Raw genomic sequence first — 17088 nt, forward strand, 5'->3', positions numbered from 1 at the left:
GTCATTTCCCCTGGTTGCGTGCGACCGAACGCACGTAGAACAGGCCGAATGCGATGCAGAAACCGAAAGCGATGACGGCCTGGGTCATGGCGCCGATGGGATCCTGCACTTCGCGCAGCGTGCGCTGCATGAAGGGGCCGAGCATTTCGGGAGAGGCCGGTCCGAGAAGATAGGGCAGGGTGAAGGAGGAAAAAATGCCGAGCACCGAAAAGGAAAGCGCCACGAGAATGGAATTGGAAATGCGCGGCAGGATGATGTGCCAGAAGACCTGAAGCGCATTTGCGCCCACATCCCGCGCCGCCTCCACCGACTGGTTGGCGACGCTGCCAAGCCCCGCAAGCAGGATGAGGACGGTCAGCGGAATATTGTCCCAGACAAGACCGATGACCGGCCCCCACGGGGTGAGATAGGGCGTGCGGATTTTCGGCAGGTCGACCGCATTGAACAATATGTCCACCATGCCGTTGGGTCCGAGAACGCGGATGAAGGCGAAGGCGAGGATGATCGAGGGCACGAACATCGGGAATATGGCGAGCGCCTGTACATAAGCCGAAAGGCGGCCTTGCGAAAAGCGCAGGTAGAGCGCGATCGGCAGGCAGATCGCCAGCAGGAGGATCGCGCAGACCATGGTCGTCCACAACGTCACGGCAAGATTGTCGAGGCTGTAGCGGTCCGAGAAGAAGAAGCCGTAGCTCGAAAGGTCGAAACCAGTCTCGCCGCTCGCCCCGGTGCGCCAGACGGTGCGGCCGATGGCGTTGATGGCAGGCCAGATAACCAGCCAGATCATCAGGAACACGGGGATGGCGACGAGCAGGAGGCCGACTGGCCTCCTGCCTGCCGTATTGTCGATGAGCGGGCGAACCGCTCCTTCCGCAACCTCGGTCACGACTTGCGGTCGACGTTGGGAGCGACGTTGCGATACCAGCCATCATTGATGGCGGTTTCCCATTTGCCGGCCGGGAAGGTCGGAATGGTCTGCGGGATGATGTCGGCGAAACGCTTGCGCAGTTCGGCCGGCACATAGTCCCAGGAAACGCCGGGGAAACCGCCGAGTTCGGTGAGGATCGCGCCCTGGATTTCTTCCGACAGCACGAAATTGGCGAGCTTCAGGGCGGCATCGCGATTGGCGCCGTTGGCAAGCACCACGGCGCGCGAAAAATCACCGCAAAGCGCCAGATCCTGAAGCTGGACGAGGCCGGTTTCTTGCGGCAGAACGCCCTGATCGATGGCCTTCAGCACCTGATCGGACCAGACAGGGGTCATGGTGACGACGCCCTGCGAAAGCAGCTGCAGCGACTGTGTGTTGCCGGAGGAATATGCGCCCTTGTCATAGAGCGACGGGGCGATGTCGTTCAGCAGCGCCCATGCCTTGCCGAGAGCCTTGTCGCCGGCTTTCTGGGTGTAATTGTCGACCGTGAAGGCCTTGGGGTCGAGGCCGTTGGCCTGATGGATGGCGCGGCGGACGAAGTTACCGCCGGAGCCGCCCTTGTCGGGACGGTTATAGACGAACTGGCCGGGATTGGCCTTGATCCACTTGACGAGCTCATCCCAGGTCTTCGGTGCATCCGCCGGCTTGAGCTTGCTGGTGTCATAGGCGAGCAGAACCTGGCTGCCGCGATAGGGCAGGCTGTATTCGCTGCGGATGGCGAGCGGATTGACGCGCGAATAGTTGGAGAGGCCGGCTTTCGCCATGTTCACATAGATGCCGGCATCGATGCCGCCGGTGGGCAGCAGCGGATCGGCCGTTTCGAAATAATCGGCCTGCGGATCGGTGCCCGTCTGCTTTGCGGCGATGGCGCGCTCGCCGATGGCGGTGATGCCCGCGCTGTCGCCGGCATCGACGAGGTTGAGCTTCAGGCCGGGATTGGCGGCTTCAAAGGCGGGCTTAATCGTATTGGACCAGAAATCGAGGATATTCGTATCCGAACTGGTGTACCAGTCGATCGTGCCCGGAGCGGCGAAGCTCATGCGCGGTGCAAGGGCGAGACCGGCGGCGGCGCCTGCGGCGGACATCATAAAGGTGCGGCGTTTCATCTATGTCTCCGATGTTTTCGGCGCGAGTGGAACTGCTGAGCGCTGACCCCGGGGAAGATGGGGATGGCTCTGGCCGGTCGTTGCACAGCCGTGCATTTTTTGAACGGGCCGGCGGCGGTTCTAATGTCTTTCCATAACGCTTTCGTGACGGTTGCTGCCGACAGCATCGCCGGCGCACACTGTCCGGGTGGCCGTTCGAAAGCGGGCCCTACTCAAGGCGTCGCCGGGCAGGTAGAGTGATCGCGATTGGATTGGAGGGAGGGGAGCGATGATTGCAGCCTATATCGACGAATTTATCATGTTCTGTGCCGGCCTGTGGATGACATGTGTCGGCTTCGGTTATCTGCCGCTGTCAAAAAACACGGTCAGTCAGCCGCCGGTTGTTCGTCACTTCAGATGGATGGGGCCTCTGCTGATCGTTATTGCTGCCGTTCTGGCCGCGGCCAGCTAACCGAAGAATCTTTCCCAAAGAAAAACCCCGCCGAAGCGGGGTCTCGTCTTACCAGGGCTGACGTCCATACCAGTCGTCGATGTCTTTCCTGGCCCGGTCCTTTTCGTAACCGTAGCGCTCCTGAATCTTGCCTTCGAGCTGTTCGCGCTTGCCGTTGATGACGTCGAGGTCGTCGTCGGTGAGTTTACCCCACTGCTCCTTGGCCTTGCCCTTCATCTGCTTCCAGTTGCCTTCAACGCGGTTCCAATCCATTGGTGCTCTCCCTTTTTTTGGCCTGCACTGGTAAATGTCCGAACCTCCGCAGGGTTCCGCCCAGAGGTCGGAATGTTCGGCGTAACTGTGGCCTGCTGCCACGAAAAGATCACGATTCATTCAGCCGCAGTTCACCCGGCGGGGCGCTAAATCCTCTCATCCCACAAGGAGGGAGATAAGATGCGCAAGATGATTCTAACCGCCGGACTAATTCTCGGCGCCCTGTTCGGCACCGGCGCCAACGCCATGCCTGTCGGTCAACCGTCTGCACCTTCGGCATCCCACATTCAAAAGGTGGATTATGCCTGCGGACGCGGCTTCCATTTGACTCCGCGCGGCTATTGCCGTCCGAACGGACCGCGTTATGAGCGCGGCTGGGACCGGCGCGACCGCTGGGAAGCTCGCCGTGAATGGCGCGAGCGTCAGGCCAGACGGGAATGGCGTGAGTGGCGCGACCGCAGAGATTATCGCGACTACCGCGATCGTCGCGATTATTATCGATACTGATCGGCAAGGCCCTCTCCACGTCGGGAGGGCCTTTCTCATATGGGCCGGTGAGGTCCATCGACCCCCGGGGAGGGTGTGAATACAGCGTCCCTGCTGCAAATCAGCATGGACTTAGACAGAATTGCCTTCAATGTGAGGAAACCCGGACGGCAGTTCGGGGTTAGTCCCGTATCACCGTTCATAAGGAGGATACGATGGACATCACCAGACGCACGATTCTCACCGCCGGCGCAGCAACTGCCGCCGCTGCAATCTTTCCCCGCCCGCACGTCGCACGTGCTGCATTGCCCTTGATGCAGCCCAAACTTCCTTTCGCCGAGGCCGATCTCGCGCCAGTGATTTCGGCGAAAACAGTGGGTCTTCATTACGGAAAACACCACAAGGCCTATTACGACAAGCTGAATGCGCTTGCCGCCGGCACGCCCTATGCCGACATGGAGCTGGCGGATATCGTGACGACATCCGCCAAGTCGAAAGAGGCGGCGGACGTCAAGATCTTCAACAATGCCGCACAGGCGTGGAACCATGTCGCCTATTGGGATCAGTTCGTACCGGGCGGGCCGAACCGGCCGCCGGGCGATCTCGCCGCTTCGGTAGACGAGACCTTCGGTGGCTATGATGGTTTCATCAAACGCGCGGTCGATGTCTCCGATACGGTCTTCGGCACCGGCTGGGTGTGGCTGACGCGCGGCGACGACGACCGGCTCGCGCTGATCGGATATGAGGACGGCAAAAATCCCGTCGCTGTGGGTCGCCCGGCCTATCTCGGCATCGACATATGGGAGCATGCCTATTACGTCGATTATGAAAATCGCAAGGCCGACCATATTCGCGCCGTGCTAGACAAGCTGGTCAACTGGCGGGTCGTCGAAGAACGCCTGAAATCATAACGATCCTCTTTCTCCTGAAACCTGCCGGCAGCGGCCGGCCGCCTGCGGGTTGCCCTGAGGTGCATTTTAGCTACTATGCGCCCATGGCGAGGAGGCCATGTTACAGGAGGGTTCATGATTTACCGGTCTTCAAAACGGCGCACGGTGCTGAAACTTGCAGCTGCGGCGGTTTCTTTCGGCATGCTGGGAACGGCTGCGCTCGCGCAGGGCTTCCCCGATCGAACGATTACTCTGGTCGTTCCTTTCGCGGCGGGCGGCTCCACCGATGTGGTCGCGCGTGTTATCGCACAGAAGATGGGTGATGAGCTCGGCCAGCAGATCGTCGTTGAAAATGTCGCCGGGGCCGGCGGCAATCTCGGTGCCGACCGCGTGGCCCGCGCCGATCCCGACGGCTATACGATCCTGATGGGAACGGTTGCCACCCACGCCCTCAACCCGCTCATTCTCAAGACCAAGCCTTACGACCCGGAAAAGGATTTCACGCCGGTTTCGCTTCTCGTGGTGGTGCCGAACGTGCTGGTCGTCAATCCGAAGCTCAACGTCAACAGCGTGGCGGAACTGATTGCCCTCTTGAAGGCCGAGCCGGACAAACACGCCTATGCTTCTTCCGGCAATGGCACTCCGCTGCATCTTTCCGGCGAGCTGTTCAAGAGCATGGCCGGCGTCAGCATGCAGCATGTTCCCTACAAGGGCGCAGGCCCGGCGCTCAACGATCTGCTCGGCAACCAGATTTCCATCATGTTCGACAATCTGCCGTCTTCGTCCGGACATATCAAATCCGGCACGTTGCGGGCGCTCGGCGTCACGACCAAGGAGCGCGCGTCGTCCTTCCCGGATCTGCCGACAATCGCCGAGACGGTGCCGGGGTATGAGACCTACACCTGGAATGCGCTCTTCGCCCCGGCCGGCACGCCGGCCGAGGTGGTCGACAAGCTGAATGCCGCGGCCAAAAAGGCGCTTGCCGATCCGGGAGTTGCCGCACGCATGGCGGAATTCAGCGCCAAGATCGTCGCCTCTTCGCCGGATGAGCTGAAAACCCACGTTGCGGCGGAAATCGCCAAGTGGGGACCGGTCGTCAAGGACGCGAATGTGCAGATGGACTGACCGGTAACGGCAGATACCATCCCGATTTTCCGCCGCACATCCTGCCGGTTGCGGACGGAAATAAGGACCTGACAAAGCCGTGGCCGATGCCGCTGTCGCATCGGCCACGATTTATGTTGTCGCACCCAGCCGGTGTGGCCTTTCCGCATCACTCGCCAGCCGGTTGCAAAAAACCGCTTGGCAAGCTCCGACGGCTGAGTTACAAATCTCGCTACCGCGTCAGATCGAACAAAGGGAGGCGTTGCATGACACCAGCATTCTTCGAAACCCTCCCGCAGGGAATGACCCGACACTAGGTCATATCCATTCGCGGCCCGCCCATCGCGCGCCCGACATGCGGTTTTACTTCCCCCATAGCCCGATTGATCTGACGGGATCACTTCGTCTCCCGCCCGGGCTGTGCCATCCAACTTCCGTTTTGAGGACCGGTCGCCGATTATAGGGCGCTGGGCTGGTAAAAATGACTCGCAAGAAGCTCGATTTCCGCGCCGATGCCTATCGACATGTGCTCGGCTTTGTTTTCAACCATTGGCGTCATCGGCCGGCGCTGGTGGGTTTCATCATCGTTCTGGTGATTGCCAGCACGCTGGCCGAAGTGATGGTGCCGGTCTTTTCCGGCCAGATCGTCGATGCCATTGCCGGTGGCGCCGGGGTGGGCAATGGGGCGGATAAGGCGCTGCGCGCCTTCGTCATCGTGGTGGCGCTGGGGCTGGTGAGCGTTGTGCTGCGCTGGTTCATATTCAACGGCATCATCCGGTTGACGCTGAAAATCATGGCGGATGTCGCCAATAACGGCTTCCACAAGGTGCAGCGCTTCTCCACCGACTGGCATGCCAACAGCTTCGCCGGCTCCACGGTCCGCAAGATCACGCGCGGCATGTGGGCGCTGGATTCGCTCAATGACCTGTTGCTCGTCGCGCTTTTGCCGTCCATCGTCATGCTGGTGGGCGCCACCATCGTGCTCGGCAGCTACTGGCCGGTCATGGGCCTGATCGTCGGTCTCGGATCGCTGATCTATATCGGCGTCACGGTCGGCCTTTCCATGGGGTATGTGTCGCCGGCGGCAAGGCTTGCCAATGCCTGGGATACCAGACTTGGCGGCGCGCTGGCGGATGCCATCAGCTGCAATTCGGTGGTCAAGGCCTTCGGTGCCGAGACCCGCGAAGAAACGCGGCTGGGCCATGTGCTGGTGAAGTGGGACAACCGCACGCGCAGGACATGGAAGCGTGGCACGCTGAACGGCACGATCCAAAGCTTCATGATGGTCTCCATGCAGGCCGGCATTCTGGGTACGGGCCTCATCATGTGGCAGAAGGGGCTGGCGACGCCGGGCGACATTACCTTCGTGCTGGCGATGTTCTTCGTGTTGCAGGGTTATCTGCGCGATGTGGGGCAGGATATCCGCAACCTGCAACGCGCCGTCAATGACATGGAAGAGCTGGTGCTGCTGGACAAGATGCCGCTCGGCATCGAGGACAGGCCGGATGCAGGGCCTATCAAAATTGGAAAGGGCGAGATCGTCTTCGATCACGTCACCTTCCAGTATGGCGCGCATCCCACGCCGCTTTACGATGACTTTTCGGTCACCATCAAGGCGGGTGAACGGGTGGGTCTGGTCGGCCATTCCGGTTCGGGCAAGACAACCTTCGTCAAGCTCATCCAGCGGCTTTACGACATCAAGTCGGGCGCGATCCGCATCGACGGCCAGAATATCGCAGGCGTCACGCAATCGAGCCTGCGCGGCCAGATCGCCATCGTGCAGCAGGAGCCCATCCTGTTCCACCGCACGCTGGCGGAAAACATCGCTTACGGCCGGCCCGACGCCACGCGGCGTCAGATCGAGCAGGCGGCGAAACAGGCCAGCGCCCACGATTTCATCATGTCCCTTCCCAAGGGTTATGAGACGATGGTGGGTGAACGCGGTGTCAAGCTGTCCGGCGGTGAGCGTCAGCGTGTCGCCATCGCCCGTGCATTCCTTGCGGATGCGCCGGTGCTGATACTGGACGAGGCCACTTCCAGCCTCGACAGCGAGAGCGAAGTGCAAATCCAGCAGGCGATGGAGCGGCTGATGGTCGGCCGCACCACGCTCGTCATCGCCCATCGGCTTTCCACCGTCAGGGCGCTGGACCGGCTGCTGGTCTTCGACAAGGGCAGGATTGTCGAAGAGGGTGACCATCAGGCGCTGATCCGCCTCAACGACGGCATCTACCGCCGGCTGTTCGAACGGCAGGCGCTGGAGCTGACCAAGGGCCTGGTGGCCTGAAAAAAAACGAAACGCCGGGGGGGTATACTCCCGGCGTTCCCTTCCCGAACATTGACCCCGCGCCACGAACACGCCGCTTTTTTCGCGTATGGGCGTGTTCTGCGCAACACCAACAGGACGGTGAACCATGGATTTCCACCCGATCACAAAGCCGCAACGCCTTGTCATCAGGGGAACCCATATCCATGCCGCATTCCATCACTCTCTCGGACCTCTCGTGGTCGACACCTGACGGTCATTCGCTCTTTTCTAACATCAATCTTCGCTTCGGACCCGAACGCACCGGTCTCGTCGGGCGTAACGGTGTCGGCAAGACGACGCTTCTGAAACTGATCGCCGGCGAACTGTCGCCGTCCGCGGGCACGGTTTCCGTATCGGGCAGCGTCAATCTTCTGCGCCAGAGCGTGCAGGTCGTGTCCGATGAGACCGTCGCCGACCTGTTCGAAGCGGGCGAGGCGCTGGAGGCACTTGCCCGTGCGCAGGCGGGAACGGCCACTCTGGAAGAGCTTGAAGACATCGACTGGATGCTGGAGGAGAAAATTGCCGGGGCACTCGCGCAGGTCGGGTTGGACGCCTTGCCCTCCACACCGCTTTCGGCGCTGTCCGGCGGACAGCGCACGCGGGCCGCACTTGCGGCTCAAATTCATGCCGCGCCGGATTTCCTGATCCTCGACGAACCGACCAACAATCTCGACCGGGACGGACGCATTTTCGTTGCCGATTTTCTGGCGGGCTGGCGCGGCGGAGCGATCGTCGCCAGCCATGATCGAGAGCTTCTCGAAACCCTCGATGCGATTGTGGAAATGACCACGCTCGGCGCCACCCGTTACGGCGGCAACTGGAGCCACTACCGCGCACAAAAAGCGCTGGAACTGGCCGCCGCCGAACAGGACTTTGCGAATGCGGAAAAGCGTCTGTCGGATGTCAAGCGCCTGTCGCAGGAAGCCCTGGAGCGCAAGGCCCGCCGTGATAGCAGGGGTGCTGCAAAAGCGGCGAGGGGAGACATGCCCCGTATCCTTGTCGGTGCGATGAAAAGGCGTGCCGAAAAGACGAGCGGCGACAACGCCAATCTGGCCAGCCGCCTGACAGCCGAGGCGACGGAAGACCTAAAGACGGCGCGTGAGCGGATCGAAATCCTGCAGGGCGCCAGTGTCACATTGCCGCCCAGCGGGCTGCACGCGACAAAAACCGTGCTCAGCCTGCAAAATCTGACTGCGGGGTATCAGGCCGAACACCGCGTGCTTCGCGACCTGTCCTTCGAGATCATCGGGCCGCAACGCGTTGCCGTCACCGGTCCGAACGGATCGGGAAAAACGACGCTGCTTTCGGTGATCACCGGGGACTTGCCGCCGTTCGAAGGGGCGGTGCATGTCGGGGTGAAGTCCGTGTTTCTCGATCAGCAGGTCAGCCTGCTCGATGCGAGCCTGTCCATCCGTGATAACTTCCTTCGGCTTAACCCTAAGGCCGGGGAGAATGCCTGCCGCTCCGCGCTTGCGCGCTTCATGTTTCGTGCCGATGCCGCCTTGCAGATCGTTTCAACGCTCTCGGGCGGGCAGATGCTCAGGGCCGGGCTCGCCTGTGTTCTGGGAGGCCCGCAGCCTCCGCAATTGTTGATCCTCGACGAGCCGACCAACCATCTGGATATCGATTCCATTGCGGCGGTGGAGGCTGGCCTTCAGGCCTATGACGGCGCCTTGCTGGTCGTTAGCCACGACGAGGCGTTCCTCGCCGCCATTGGCATCGAAAGGCGGCTGGAACTTGGGAAGTCAGAGATGCGTTCGGGCGCTCAGTAGTTCACCGTCACGACGACCGTATCGGAGTAGTTTCCCGGCGCTGGCGTGTTCTGCGCCGGGACGCGGCCATAGACGGTCAATGTCTGCAGGCTGCCCGTTCCGGTGCCGGTGGCGATCTCGCCCGCCGCACTTCCCCAGACATTCGTGCGGTTCACATCGCGGTAGAGACCATAGGTTATCGATCCGCCCGCCTGCACCATCTGGCGCGCGGCGGGCGGGCTGTTGCTCAGGCCGCCATTGAGCGCCACACTGTAGTTCAGATTGGTGGTGCAGGTCAGATTGATCGCTCCAGTCGCATTGACTGCCGTGTTCAGCACGCCGTGACTGCCGAAATCGATGTTCTGGGCCGAGATGATGCATGTCGGCGCCACTGCGGCCGACACGTTGAACGGCACCTGCGTGGGGTTCTGGTTCACGGAAGAGCAGCTCGGTGCAAGCAGGGTAAAGGTCGTATAGGTGAAGCTCGTTTCCGCGCCGGCGAAGCTGGAAAGATAAAGGCCGCGCGCTGCCGAGGCCTGACCGGCGTTGATCCGGCCATAGACCGTGCGGCTCGTGGTGTTGATCAGGAGCGGCAGCGCCATATCGATTGGCGGAGGCGAGCCGAGTGCGGGCTGCGTGACCGATCCCCATGAGGTTGTCCGCGCCGAGTTCTGGTAGAGCTGGTAATTGAGGATGTTGCTGCCCTGAAGCATGCGACGGATGCCGCCCGACTGCCCGCCGCTTCCGGCATTGATGTTAGGGCAGATGCGGATGGAAAGCGCCAGCGACAGGGGGTTGGAGCAGGTGACTGACAATGTCGCCGTCGTGTCCACGGCGCTGCCGCTTGCCAGATTGACGAAGCCGAAATTCATGTCCGACATGCTGAAGGTGCAGCTTTGCGCCAGTGCCGGTGAAGCCGAGAGGAAAGCGGCGATGGCAAGGGCGGTACGGGTCAGGACCTTCATGGAATGCTCCTGCATAGGGTTTCGAAAGTTGCGCGTGAATGGCCGGCAGAGGGGAGGGTGATCTGCGCTTCGCATTCGCCCTTCGTCGGCTGCATGACGCGGAGCCGATGCGTCTCGCTGATATTGTCGAGATAGGCCTGTCCGTCATAACCGACGATGAAATCGCGCTTGCCGTCGATTTTGCCGGTCGATCCGGTTTCGATGAATTCGCCGCTCTCGTCTTTCAGCGTCACCAGCGCCACCTGACCCTCGGTTTCCACCTTGAAGTTGACCACCGCGCCGGCCTTTTGTGTCGGCCTGACGGTCTGTTTCGTCCGGTCGATGCGGGCGTCGACCGGAAGATTGCTCGGGTCGAGCGTGATGTTGTTGACGTCATAGGAACGCAGGTTCGGGAGCAATATCTTGCCGCGGCGGTTGGTCTGGCCGATGGGGCGGTTTTCCAAAAGGATATCGACACCGGGCGCGCCCGCATCCACCACGGCGAAAGCGTCGTCGATCCGGTTGCCGACAAAGACATCGCCGCCGGCGAGCGCTATCGATCCTTCGATCTGCGCATAGGCCTGTGTCGTGCGGTTGAATTGGTCGACGCCGGCCGAAACGCGCGCGGCGCTGCCGCGGTAACTGCCGGAAACGGAGGCGATGTCGTTGCCGCCGGTCGAGCCGCGCAAACGCCAGCCATAACTTCCCTCGGCCTGCTCTTCGGATTTGCCGACCTCAGCCGTCAGCGAATATCCATCCGCATCCGACGACATGCCGGCCGAGCCGGAGACGCCGCCGCCGAACGACCAGGAGAGGCCTGCGAAGATGCCGTAGGATTTGTTGTCCTCGAGGTCCTTGTAGGCGGTGATGAAGATATTGCCGTTCTCGCCAAACGGCCGCGTGGCGGAAAGGCCGAGCAGCCGGGATCGCCTTTCATCGAAGGTTTCGAGTTCCGTATAGGAGAAATTGAGGCTGGTCTCATCGAAACCGAGCTGGGTGGAAACGGAAATCTGGTCGAGGGCACGCGGCGGCCGCGCGGTCAGCAGCCCGGATACCGTGCGGATATCGGACAGGTCGGCGGAGACGGAGGCCATATCGTGATAATCGCCGAATGTCCTTTGCGACCGTGCGTGAAATTTTACCCCCAGCAATTCCGCTTCGACGCTTGCGGAAAGCTGATAACCGCTTTCCGCGCCAAAGCGGCTCGATGTGCCCGAAACCGCCGCCAGTCCCTGCGCTCCAAGGGTGAAGACGCCGCCAAAGCCGATATTGTAGAAATTCTCACCGCCTTCCGCATGGCCTTCCAGCGTCAGACTGTCCGACACGCCATAACGCAGCGTCGCAGAGCCCAGCGGTTTGTCATCGTAATCGAAAGACGAGGTTCCGTAATTGCGCCGGGCAAAACCAAGTTCGGCCGAAAAATCGATGAGGCCCTGCGCCAGCAGATCCGGTGAAGCATAAAAGGGCGTTTCGGACACGGTTTCGCGCCCCAGCGCATCCCGCACCACCAGCCGCGCATTGCCCGCGCCGCTGATGACAGGGAGATTGGTGATCGAGAACGGCCCTTCGGGAACATCCTGCGACAGGCGGCGGACATTGTTGACATAGACGTCGACGGTGGAGGGCACGGCAGCGGAGCCGGCAAATTCCGGCATCGGCATGGTGACGATATCCGGCCGCAGGTCGAAATTGCGGCGTATCTGCAGGCCGCCCAGCCGTGTCGGGCGTGTCCAGCTCAGCCCGCCGGTGATGAGATCGCCGGCCCGATAGCTCGTCAGCGTGTCCTCGTCCGAATAGCTCCAGGTGGTATCGAGACGCTGGGTATCGAACTCCGACAGGCGCGATGTGCTCAGAACCTGCGACGAGGAGAGCACGCCGAGCGGACCGAAGGCCCTGCTTTCCAAAAGGGCCGAGACACCGTTGAAATCGGCGATATCCGACCATTTGTTACCGCCAGAGGAACCGTAGATCGTGTAATTCACCAGACCTCCAAAATCGCTCGTGGCCTTTTCCCGGGTCTCCTCGTCTTGCTTCTGCGCAATCTTGCCGGAGGCGTCGATCACCCTGTTTGCCCGCGCCGCCATCGGCAGGGTGAAATGCATGGACTGGGTGCCTTCATCGTAACGCGCCACCACATCCGGCAGCCGGGAAATATCGATCCAGCCATCATCGCCGGCAGCGCTTTCAACCGGGGAAATCCCGATATTCGTGAGCTGTTCCGGCTCGATGAGAAACGATCCGGCGTCGTTTTGACGAAATGTGGCGATCAGTTCTGTCGAAACATCGTTGATGTAGACTTCGAGCTGCAACTGTCCCGCTTCTTTTGCGGCAAAAGAGGCCGGTTGCGCCGCAGGGGGAATATCCTGCGCCACGGAGAAACTGCCCGATGAAATGACCGTCAGAGCGGCAATCGTCAAAACGGCGAGATCAGCCGCCCGAGACGCGCGCCGTCGCATTGACGGGGCCGCCTTCGCTGTCTGCCGAAATCTTCAGCGTGCCGCCGCCTTTTTTGCCGCCCGTTGCCGGAACCACAAAGCTTGCGGCGGATCCGCCAAGCACATATCCCACCAGCCCCTGTTGCCGGGCAAGCGCCTGCCCGTTGCTACCGGAAAGCATCAGGTTGGCGATCCTTATCCGCTTTGCGCCCGTGTTGGATACAGACACCCGGTAGCCATTGCCCTGCGGCGTTACCTTCCAGGCCGGTTCCGCATCGCCTGTGGAGGCGGGTGAGAAGAAAACGGGTATGGAGTGGCGCACCACCAGATTGACCGTGCCGGATTGCGGTCTTCCCGCCGGCGGCAATTCGTCGACGATGACGCGGTAACTCTCTTCGGCCCTGAGCGGCGCCTTGGAAAGCCGAACGATGCGGATGAGGTTTTCCGCGCCTCCCTTCAGCTGCGTCATCGGCGGGCTGGCGACGACGTCCTGCGCCGCCGTATAGACGTCCTGCCCATTCTGCTGGGTCCAGCGGAATATCCTGACCTGAACGTTGATCGGGGTTTTCGCATCGTTCCAGATGCGGAGGCTGGAGGCCGCCGTGGGCGCTTTAAGATCCAGAAGAACGGGTGCGACCCGTAGCGAGGCAGACTGTGAAGGTGAAACACTCAAACCGGCAAAAAACGCAGCCGCTAAGGTAAAAACACGCATGCGCGATCCTCCCTGTGGCGATCAGTAGTTGAGCGTGGCCGTCACCGTATCGGTATAGACGCCGACCGCGGGTGTCGTCTGGGCAGGTACACGCCCATAGACAGTGAATGTCTGCGGCGCGCCGGTACCGGTTCCCGTTTGCCGGTCCGTTCCCACGGTGTTCCCCCAAACCGTGCTATGTGCCGCAGTCGTATAAAGCGAGTAGGAAATGGTCGCGCCCGCAGGCGACGTCATCAGACGGTTGGCGACCGTCGCCCCCGAGCCGGCGCCGGCGCTGAGACCGAGGCTGAAGGGAGTGCTTGCCGTGCATTGCACGACAATATCGCTGGTCGCATCGATATTGCTGCCGATCACACCATTGGTGCCGAAATTGAGATTGCCGGCGGAATTGATCTGGCACGCCGCCTGAATGGTGATCTGGACGTTGAAATTCGTCGTGGCGACCTGCGCGACGCCCGATGCCGGCGTGAGGAGCAGTGCCGCAAATGACAATAAATAGCCTGATGCTGCAAACTTCATGCTGCCTCCCCAAGCTGCTGCGTTGCTGATTTTTCGATGCGCAACATGGAATTACGCCAATAACGGGTAATTAGAATAATCTAATACTCGTACCGATTTGGTTAATAAATCCTTAATGAGGGTGGCTGAAAAACCACTGGCTGAAATGCAGCGGCCGCCACAATCAAAAGTGTCGCGACGTGGTTGCAAAGCGCAGGATCGACGCTAAATCCCGTCCACGAGTTTTTTACTGAAATGCGACATCTTGTCAGCCGGCCCCGGTTGGCGTACTCGAAATCGATAGAAACCCGGGCCGATCAACAGTACCGTTCGGTGACGCTGTGTTCGGCCCCATAGACATCATGACGTTGGGATTGCGATGAACCTTTACTTGGATTACCTGGCTGAAATCAAAAGCAGAGAACCACAGGGTCTCGCGCCCAAGCCGATCGATGACGGTGCACTGACGGCCGAGATTATCGAACTGATCAAGGATGCGGGCAGCGAGCACCGCGCTGATGCCCTGAAATTCTTCATCTACAACACGCTGCCGGGCACCACGAGCGCCGCTGGCGTCAAGGCGGCCTTCCTGAAGCAGATCATCCTCGGCGAAGTCGTCGTGCCGGAGATCGCGCCTTCCTTCGCGCTGGAGCTGCTGTCGCACATGAAGGGCGGCCCGTCGATCAAGGTGCTGCTCGATATCGCGCTCGGCAACGATGCTGCGATTGCCACCAAGGCTGGCGAAGTGCTGAAGACGCAGGTGTTCCTTTACGATGCCGACATGTTCCGCCTGCGCGACGCCTACAAGGCGGGCAATGCCATCGCCAGGGACGTGCTGGAAAGCTACGCCAAGGCCGAATTCTTCACCAAGCTCCCCGACGTTGAAGACGAGATCAAGATCGTCACCTTCATCGCCGCCGAAGGCGATATTTCCACCGACCTCCTGTCTCCCGGCAATCAGGCGCATTCGCGCTCCGACCGCCAACTGCACGGCCAGTGTATGATCTCGCCGGAAGCGCAGGCGCAAATCGTCGCGCTGCAGAAGCAGCATCCGGACAAGCGGGTGATGATGATCGCCGAAAAGGGCACGATGGGCGTTGGCTCCTCGCGCATGTCTGGCGTCAATAACGTGGCGCTGTGGACCGGCAAGCAGGCCAGCCCCTACGTGCCCTTCGTCAACTATGCCCCCATCGTTGCGGGCACCAACGGCATTTCGCCGATTTTCGCCACCACCGTCGATGTGACGGGCGGCATCGGCATCAACCTGAAGAACTGGGTGAAGAAGCTCGGCGAAGACGGCAAGCCGATCCTCAACAATGACGGCAACCCCATCCTTGAGCAGAAATATTCGGTCGAGACCGGCACGGTCCTCAAGATCGACGCCAAGAATCGCAAGCTGCGGGACGAAAACGGCACCGAGCTGGTCGACCTCGCTTCGTCCTTCACGCCCCAGAAGATGGAATTCATGAAGGCGGGCAGCTCCTACGCCATCGTCTTCGGCAAGAAGCTGCAGACTTTTGCCGCTGAAACGCTTGGCGTCGAGGCGACCCCTGTCTTTGCACCGAACAAGGAAATTTCGACCGAAGGCCAGGGCCTCACGGCCGTCGAGAAGATTTTCAACCGCAACGCCGTTGGCGTGACGCCTGGCAAGGTGTTGCACGCCGGCTCCGACGTTCGCGTCAAGGTCAACATCGTCGGCTCGCAGGATACGACCGGTCTGATGACCGCGCAGGAACTGGAAGCGATGGCGGCCACCGTCATTTCGCCGCTGGTGGACGGCGCCTATCAGTCGGGCTGCCACACCGCCTCCGTCTGGGACAAGAAGGCGCAGGCGAATATTCCGAAGCTCATGTCCTTCATGCATAATTTCGGCGTCATCACCGCGCGCGACCCGAAGGGCGTGTATCATTCGATGACGGACGTGATCCACAAGGTGCTGAACGACATAACCGTGGATGACTGGGCGATCATCATCGGTGGCGACAGCCACACGCGCATGTCCAAGGGCGTCGCCTTCGGCGCGGACTCCGGCACCGTCGCACTGGCGCTGGCGACGGGCGAGGCGACCATGCCGATCCCGCAATCGGTCAAGGTCACCTTCAAGGGAACGATGCAGCCCTACATGGACTTCCGCGACGTTGTGCACGCAACGCAGGCGCAGATGCTGCAGCAGCACGGCGATAACGTGTTCCAGGGCCGTATCATCGAAGTCCATCTCGGAACGCTGCTTGCCGACCAGGCTTTCACCTTCACCGACTGGACGGCCGAAATGAAGGCCAAGGCCTCGATCTGCATTTCCGAAGACGAAACGCTGATCGAGTCGCTGGAGATCGCCAAGTCGCGCATCCAGATCATGATCGACAAGGGCATGGACAATGCCGCACAGACGCTTAAAGGCCTGATTGCGAAGGCGGATCAGCGCATTGCGGAGATCCGTTCCGGTGAAGTTCCAGCATTGAAGCCTGACGCGAATGCGAAATATTTCGCTGAAGTCGTCGTCGATCTCGATGTCATCAACGAACCGATGATCGCCGATCCAGACGTCAACAACAACGACGTTTCGAGGCGCTACACGCACGATACGATCCGTCCGGTTTCCTATTATGGCGCTACCAAGAAGGTCGATCTCGGCTTCGTCGGCTCGTGCATGGTGCACAAGGGCGACGTGAAGATCGTCGCGCAGATGCTGCGCAACATCGAAAAGACCGAAGGCAAGGTCGAATTCAAGGCTCCGCTCGTCGTTGCCGCGCCGACCTACAACATCATCGACGAGCTGAAGGCGGAAGGGGATTGGGAAATCCTGCAGAAATATTCCGGCTTCGAATTCGATGATATCAATCCGAAGACAACGAACCGGACCGAATACGAAAACATCCTCTATCTGGAACGCCCGGGCTGCAACCTGTGCATGGGCAACCAGGAAAAGGCGGCGAAGGGTGACACGGTTCTGGCAACCTCGACGCGTCTCTTCCAGGGCCGTGTCGTTGAAGACAGTGCCGAAAAGAAAGGTGAATCGCTTCTGGCCTCGACCCCGGTCGTGGTGCTGTCCGCCATTCTCGGCCGTACGCCGAGCATCGAGGAGTATCGTTCCGCCGTCGAGGGCATCGACCTGACGAAGTTCGCTCCGCCGAAGACGACGCCGATCGATTCCCAGTCGGTGCATTACTGAAATCGTGATTATCGCCGTGCTTGGGCTAAAGGCTCCGCGATGGCGATGCACTGAAAA

The 17088-nt window shown here is 60.7% G+C and carries 14 protein-coding genes; 7 read left to right on the forward strand and 7 right to left on the reverse strand.

What is annotated here, in order from left to right; genetic code table 11:
• Window position 1: 1 nt before the first annotated feature.
• Both ACQZ5K_RS17985 and ACQZ5K_RS17990 read right to left on the reverse strand, forming a co-directional pair.
• Window positions 2-886, reverse strand: coding sequence for an ABC transporter permease (locus tag ACQZ5K_RS17985; RefSeq protein WP_448741016.1), 885 nt, complete (start codon window positions 884-886; stop codon window positions 2-4).
• A complete protein-coding gene (locus ACQZ5K_RS17990) occupies window positions 883-2034 on the reverse strand; it encodes an extracellular solute-binding protein (RefSeq protein ID WP_448741017.1) in 1152 nt (383 codons plus the stop codon). The genes ACQZ5K_RS17985 and ACQZ5K_RS17990 overlap by 4 nt, the downstream gene beginning before the upstream one ends.
• 268 nt (window positions 2035-2302) lie before the next feature.
• Between ACQZ5K_RS17990 and ACQZ5K_RS17995 the strand changes: the two genes are divergently transcribed.
• A complete protein-coding gene (locus tag ACQZ5K_RS17995) occupies window positions 2303-2485 on the forward strand; it encodes a hypothetical protein (protein WP_065657718.1) in 183 nt (60 codons plus the stop codon).
• Window positions 2486-2533: 48 nt separating this feature from the next.
• Here the strand turns inward: ACQZ5K_RS17995 and ACQZ5K_RS18000 are convergent, their stop codons facing one another.
• Window positions 2534-2737, reverse strand: a complete 204-nt coding sequence (locus ACQZ5K_RS18000; protein ID WP_448741018.1) for a CsbD family protein — start codon at window positions 2735-2737, stop codon at window positions 2534-2536.
• 180 nt (window positions 2738-2917) lie between these two features.
• On the opposite strand from ACQZ5K_RS18000, the gene ACQZ5K_RS18005 reads away from it, so the two are divergent.
• The 5 genes from ACQZ5K_RS18005 to ACQZ5K_RS18025 all read left to right on the forward strand — a co-directional run bounded on the left by ACQZ5K_RS18005 (window position 2918) and on the right by ACQZ5K_RS18025 (window position 9294).
• Entirely contained in the window at window positions 2918-3244 is a 327-nt protein-coding gene (locus ACQZ5K_RS18005) for a GCG_CRPN prefix-to-repeats domain-containing protein (protein WP_020810616.1), read from the forward strand.
• 194 nt (window positions 3245-3438) lie between these two features.
• A complete protein-coding gene (locus ACQZ5K_RS18010; protein WP_448741019.1) occupies window positions 3439-4134 on the forward strand; it encodes a superoxide dismutase in 696 nt (231 codons plus the stop codon).
• 114 nt (window positions 4135-4248) lie between these two features.
• On the forward strand, window positions 4249-5238 hold the full coding sequence (locus ACQZ5K_RS18015) for a Bug family tripartite tricarboxylate transporter substrate binding protein (protein WP_448741020.1): 990 nt from the start codon (window positions 4249-4251) through the stop codon (window positions 5236-5238).
• A 460-nt stretch (window positions 5239-5698) separates the two neighbouring features.
• Window positions 5699-7501 carry an ABC transporter ATP-binding protein gene (locus ACQZ5K_RS18020; protein WP_448741021.1) on the forward strand — a complete coding sequence of 601 codons (1803 nt, stop codon included), beginning with the start codon at window positions 5699-5701 and terminating at the stop codon, window positions 7499-7501.
• Between the two features lie 185 nt (window positions 7502-7686).
• Window positions 7687-9294, forward strand: a complete 1608-nt coding sequence (locus ACQZ5K_RS18025) for an ABC-F family ATP-binding cassette domain-containing protein (RefSeq protein ID WP_448741022.1) — start codon at window positions 7687-7689, stop codon at window positions 9292-9294.
• Here the strand turns inward: ACQZ5K_RS18025 and ACQZ5K_RS18030 are convergent.
• From ACQZ5K_RS18030 to ACQZ5K_RS18045, 4 genes are read right to left on the reverse strand one after another with little or no spacing between them, the layout of a single operon-like run.
• On the reverse strand, window positions 9288-10238 hold the full coding sequence (locus tag ACQZ5K_RS18030) for a Csu type fimbrial protein (RefSeq protein WP_448741023.1): 951 nt from the start codon (window positions 10236-10238) through the stop codon (window positions 9288-9290). The two genes, ACQZ5K_RS18025 and ACQZ5K_RS18030, sit on opposite strands and share 7 nt — an antisense overlap.
• On the reverse strand, window positions 10235-12673 hold the full coding sequence (locus ACQZ5K_RS18035; RefSeq protein ID WP_448741024.1) for a fimbria/pilus outer membrane usher protein: 2439 nt from the start codon (window positions 12671-12673) through the stop codon (window positions 10235-10237). Before ACQZ5K_RS18035 ends, ACQZ5K_RS18030 begins: the two co-directional genes overlap by 4 nt.
• Window positions 12645-13364, reverse strand: a complete 720-nt coding sequence (locus ACQZ5K_RS18040) for a fimbrial biogenesis chaperone (protein ID WP_026363542.1) — start codon at window positions 13362-13364, stop codon at window positions 12645-12647. Before ACQZ5K_RS18040 ends, ACQZ5K_RS18035 begins: the two co-directional genes overlap by 29 nt.
• A gap of 21 nt (window positions 13365-13385) precedes the next feature.
• Window positions 13386-13883: a Csu type fimbrial protein gene (locus ACQZ5K_RS18045; protein WP_374997149.1), complete on the reverse strand. Its 498-nt coding sequence runs from the start codon at window positions 13881-13883 to the stop codon at window positions 13386-13388.
• Window positions 13884-14241: 358 nt separating this feature from the next.
• On the opposite strand from ACQZ5K_RS18045, the gene ACQZ5K_RS18050 reads away from it, so the two are divergent.
• Window positions 14242-17031: a bifunctional aconitate hydratase 2/2-methylisocitrate dehydratase gene (locus ACQZ5K_RS18050; RefSeq protein ID WP_448741025.1), complete on the forward strand. Its 2790-nt coding sequence runs from the start codon at window positions 14242-14244 to the stop codon at window positions 17029-17031.
• Window positions 17032-17088 lie beyond the last annotated feature (57 nt).

It is taken from the genome of Agrobacterium sp. 22-226-1, assembly GCF_053522345.1.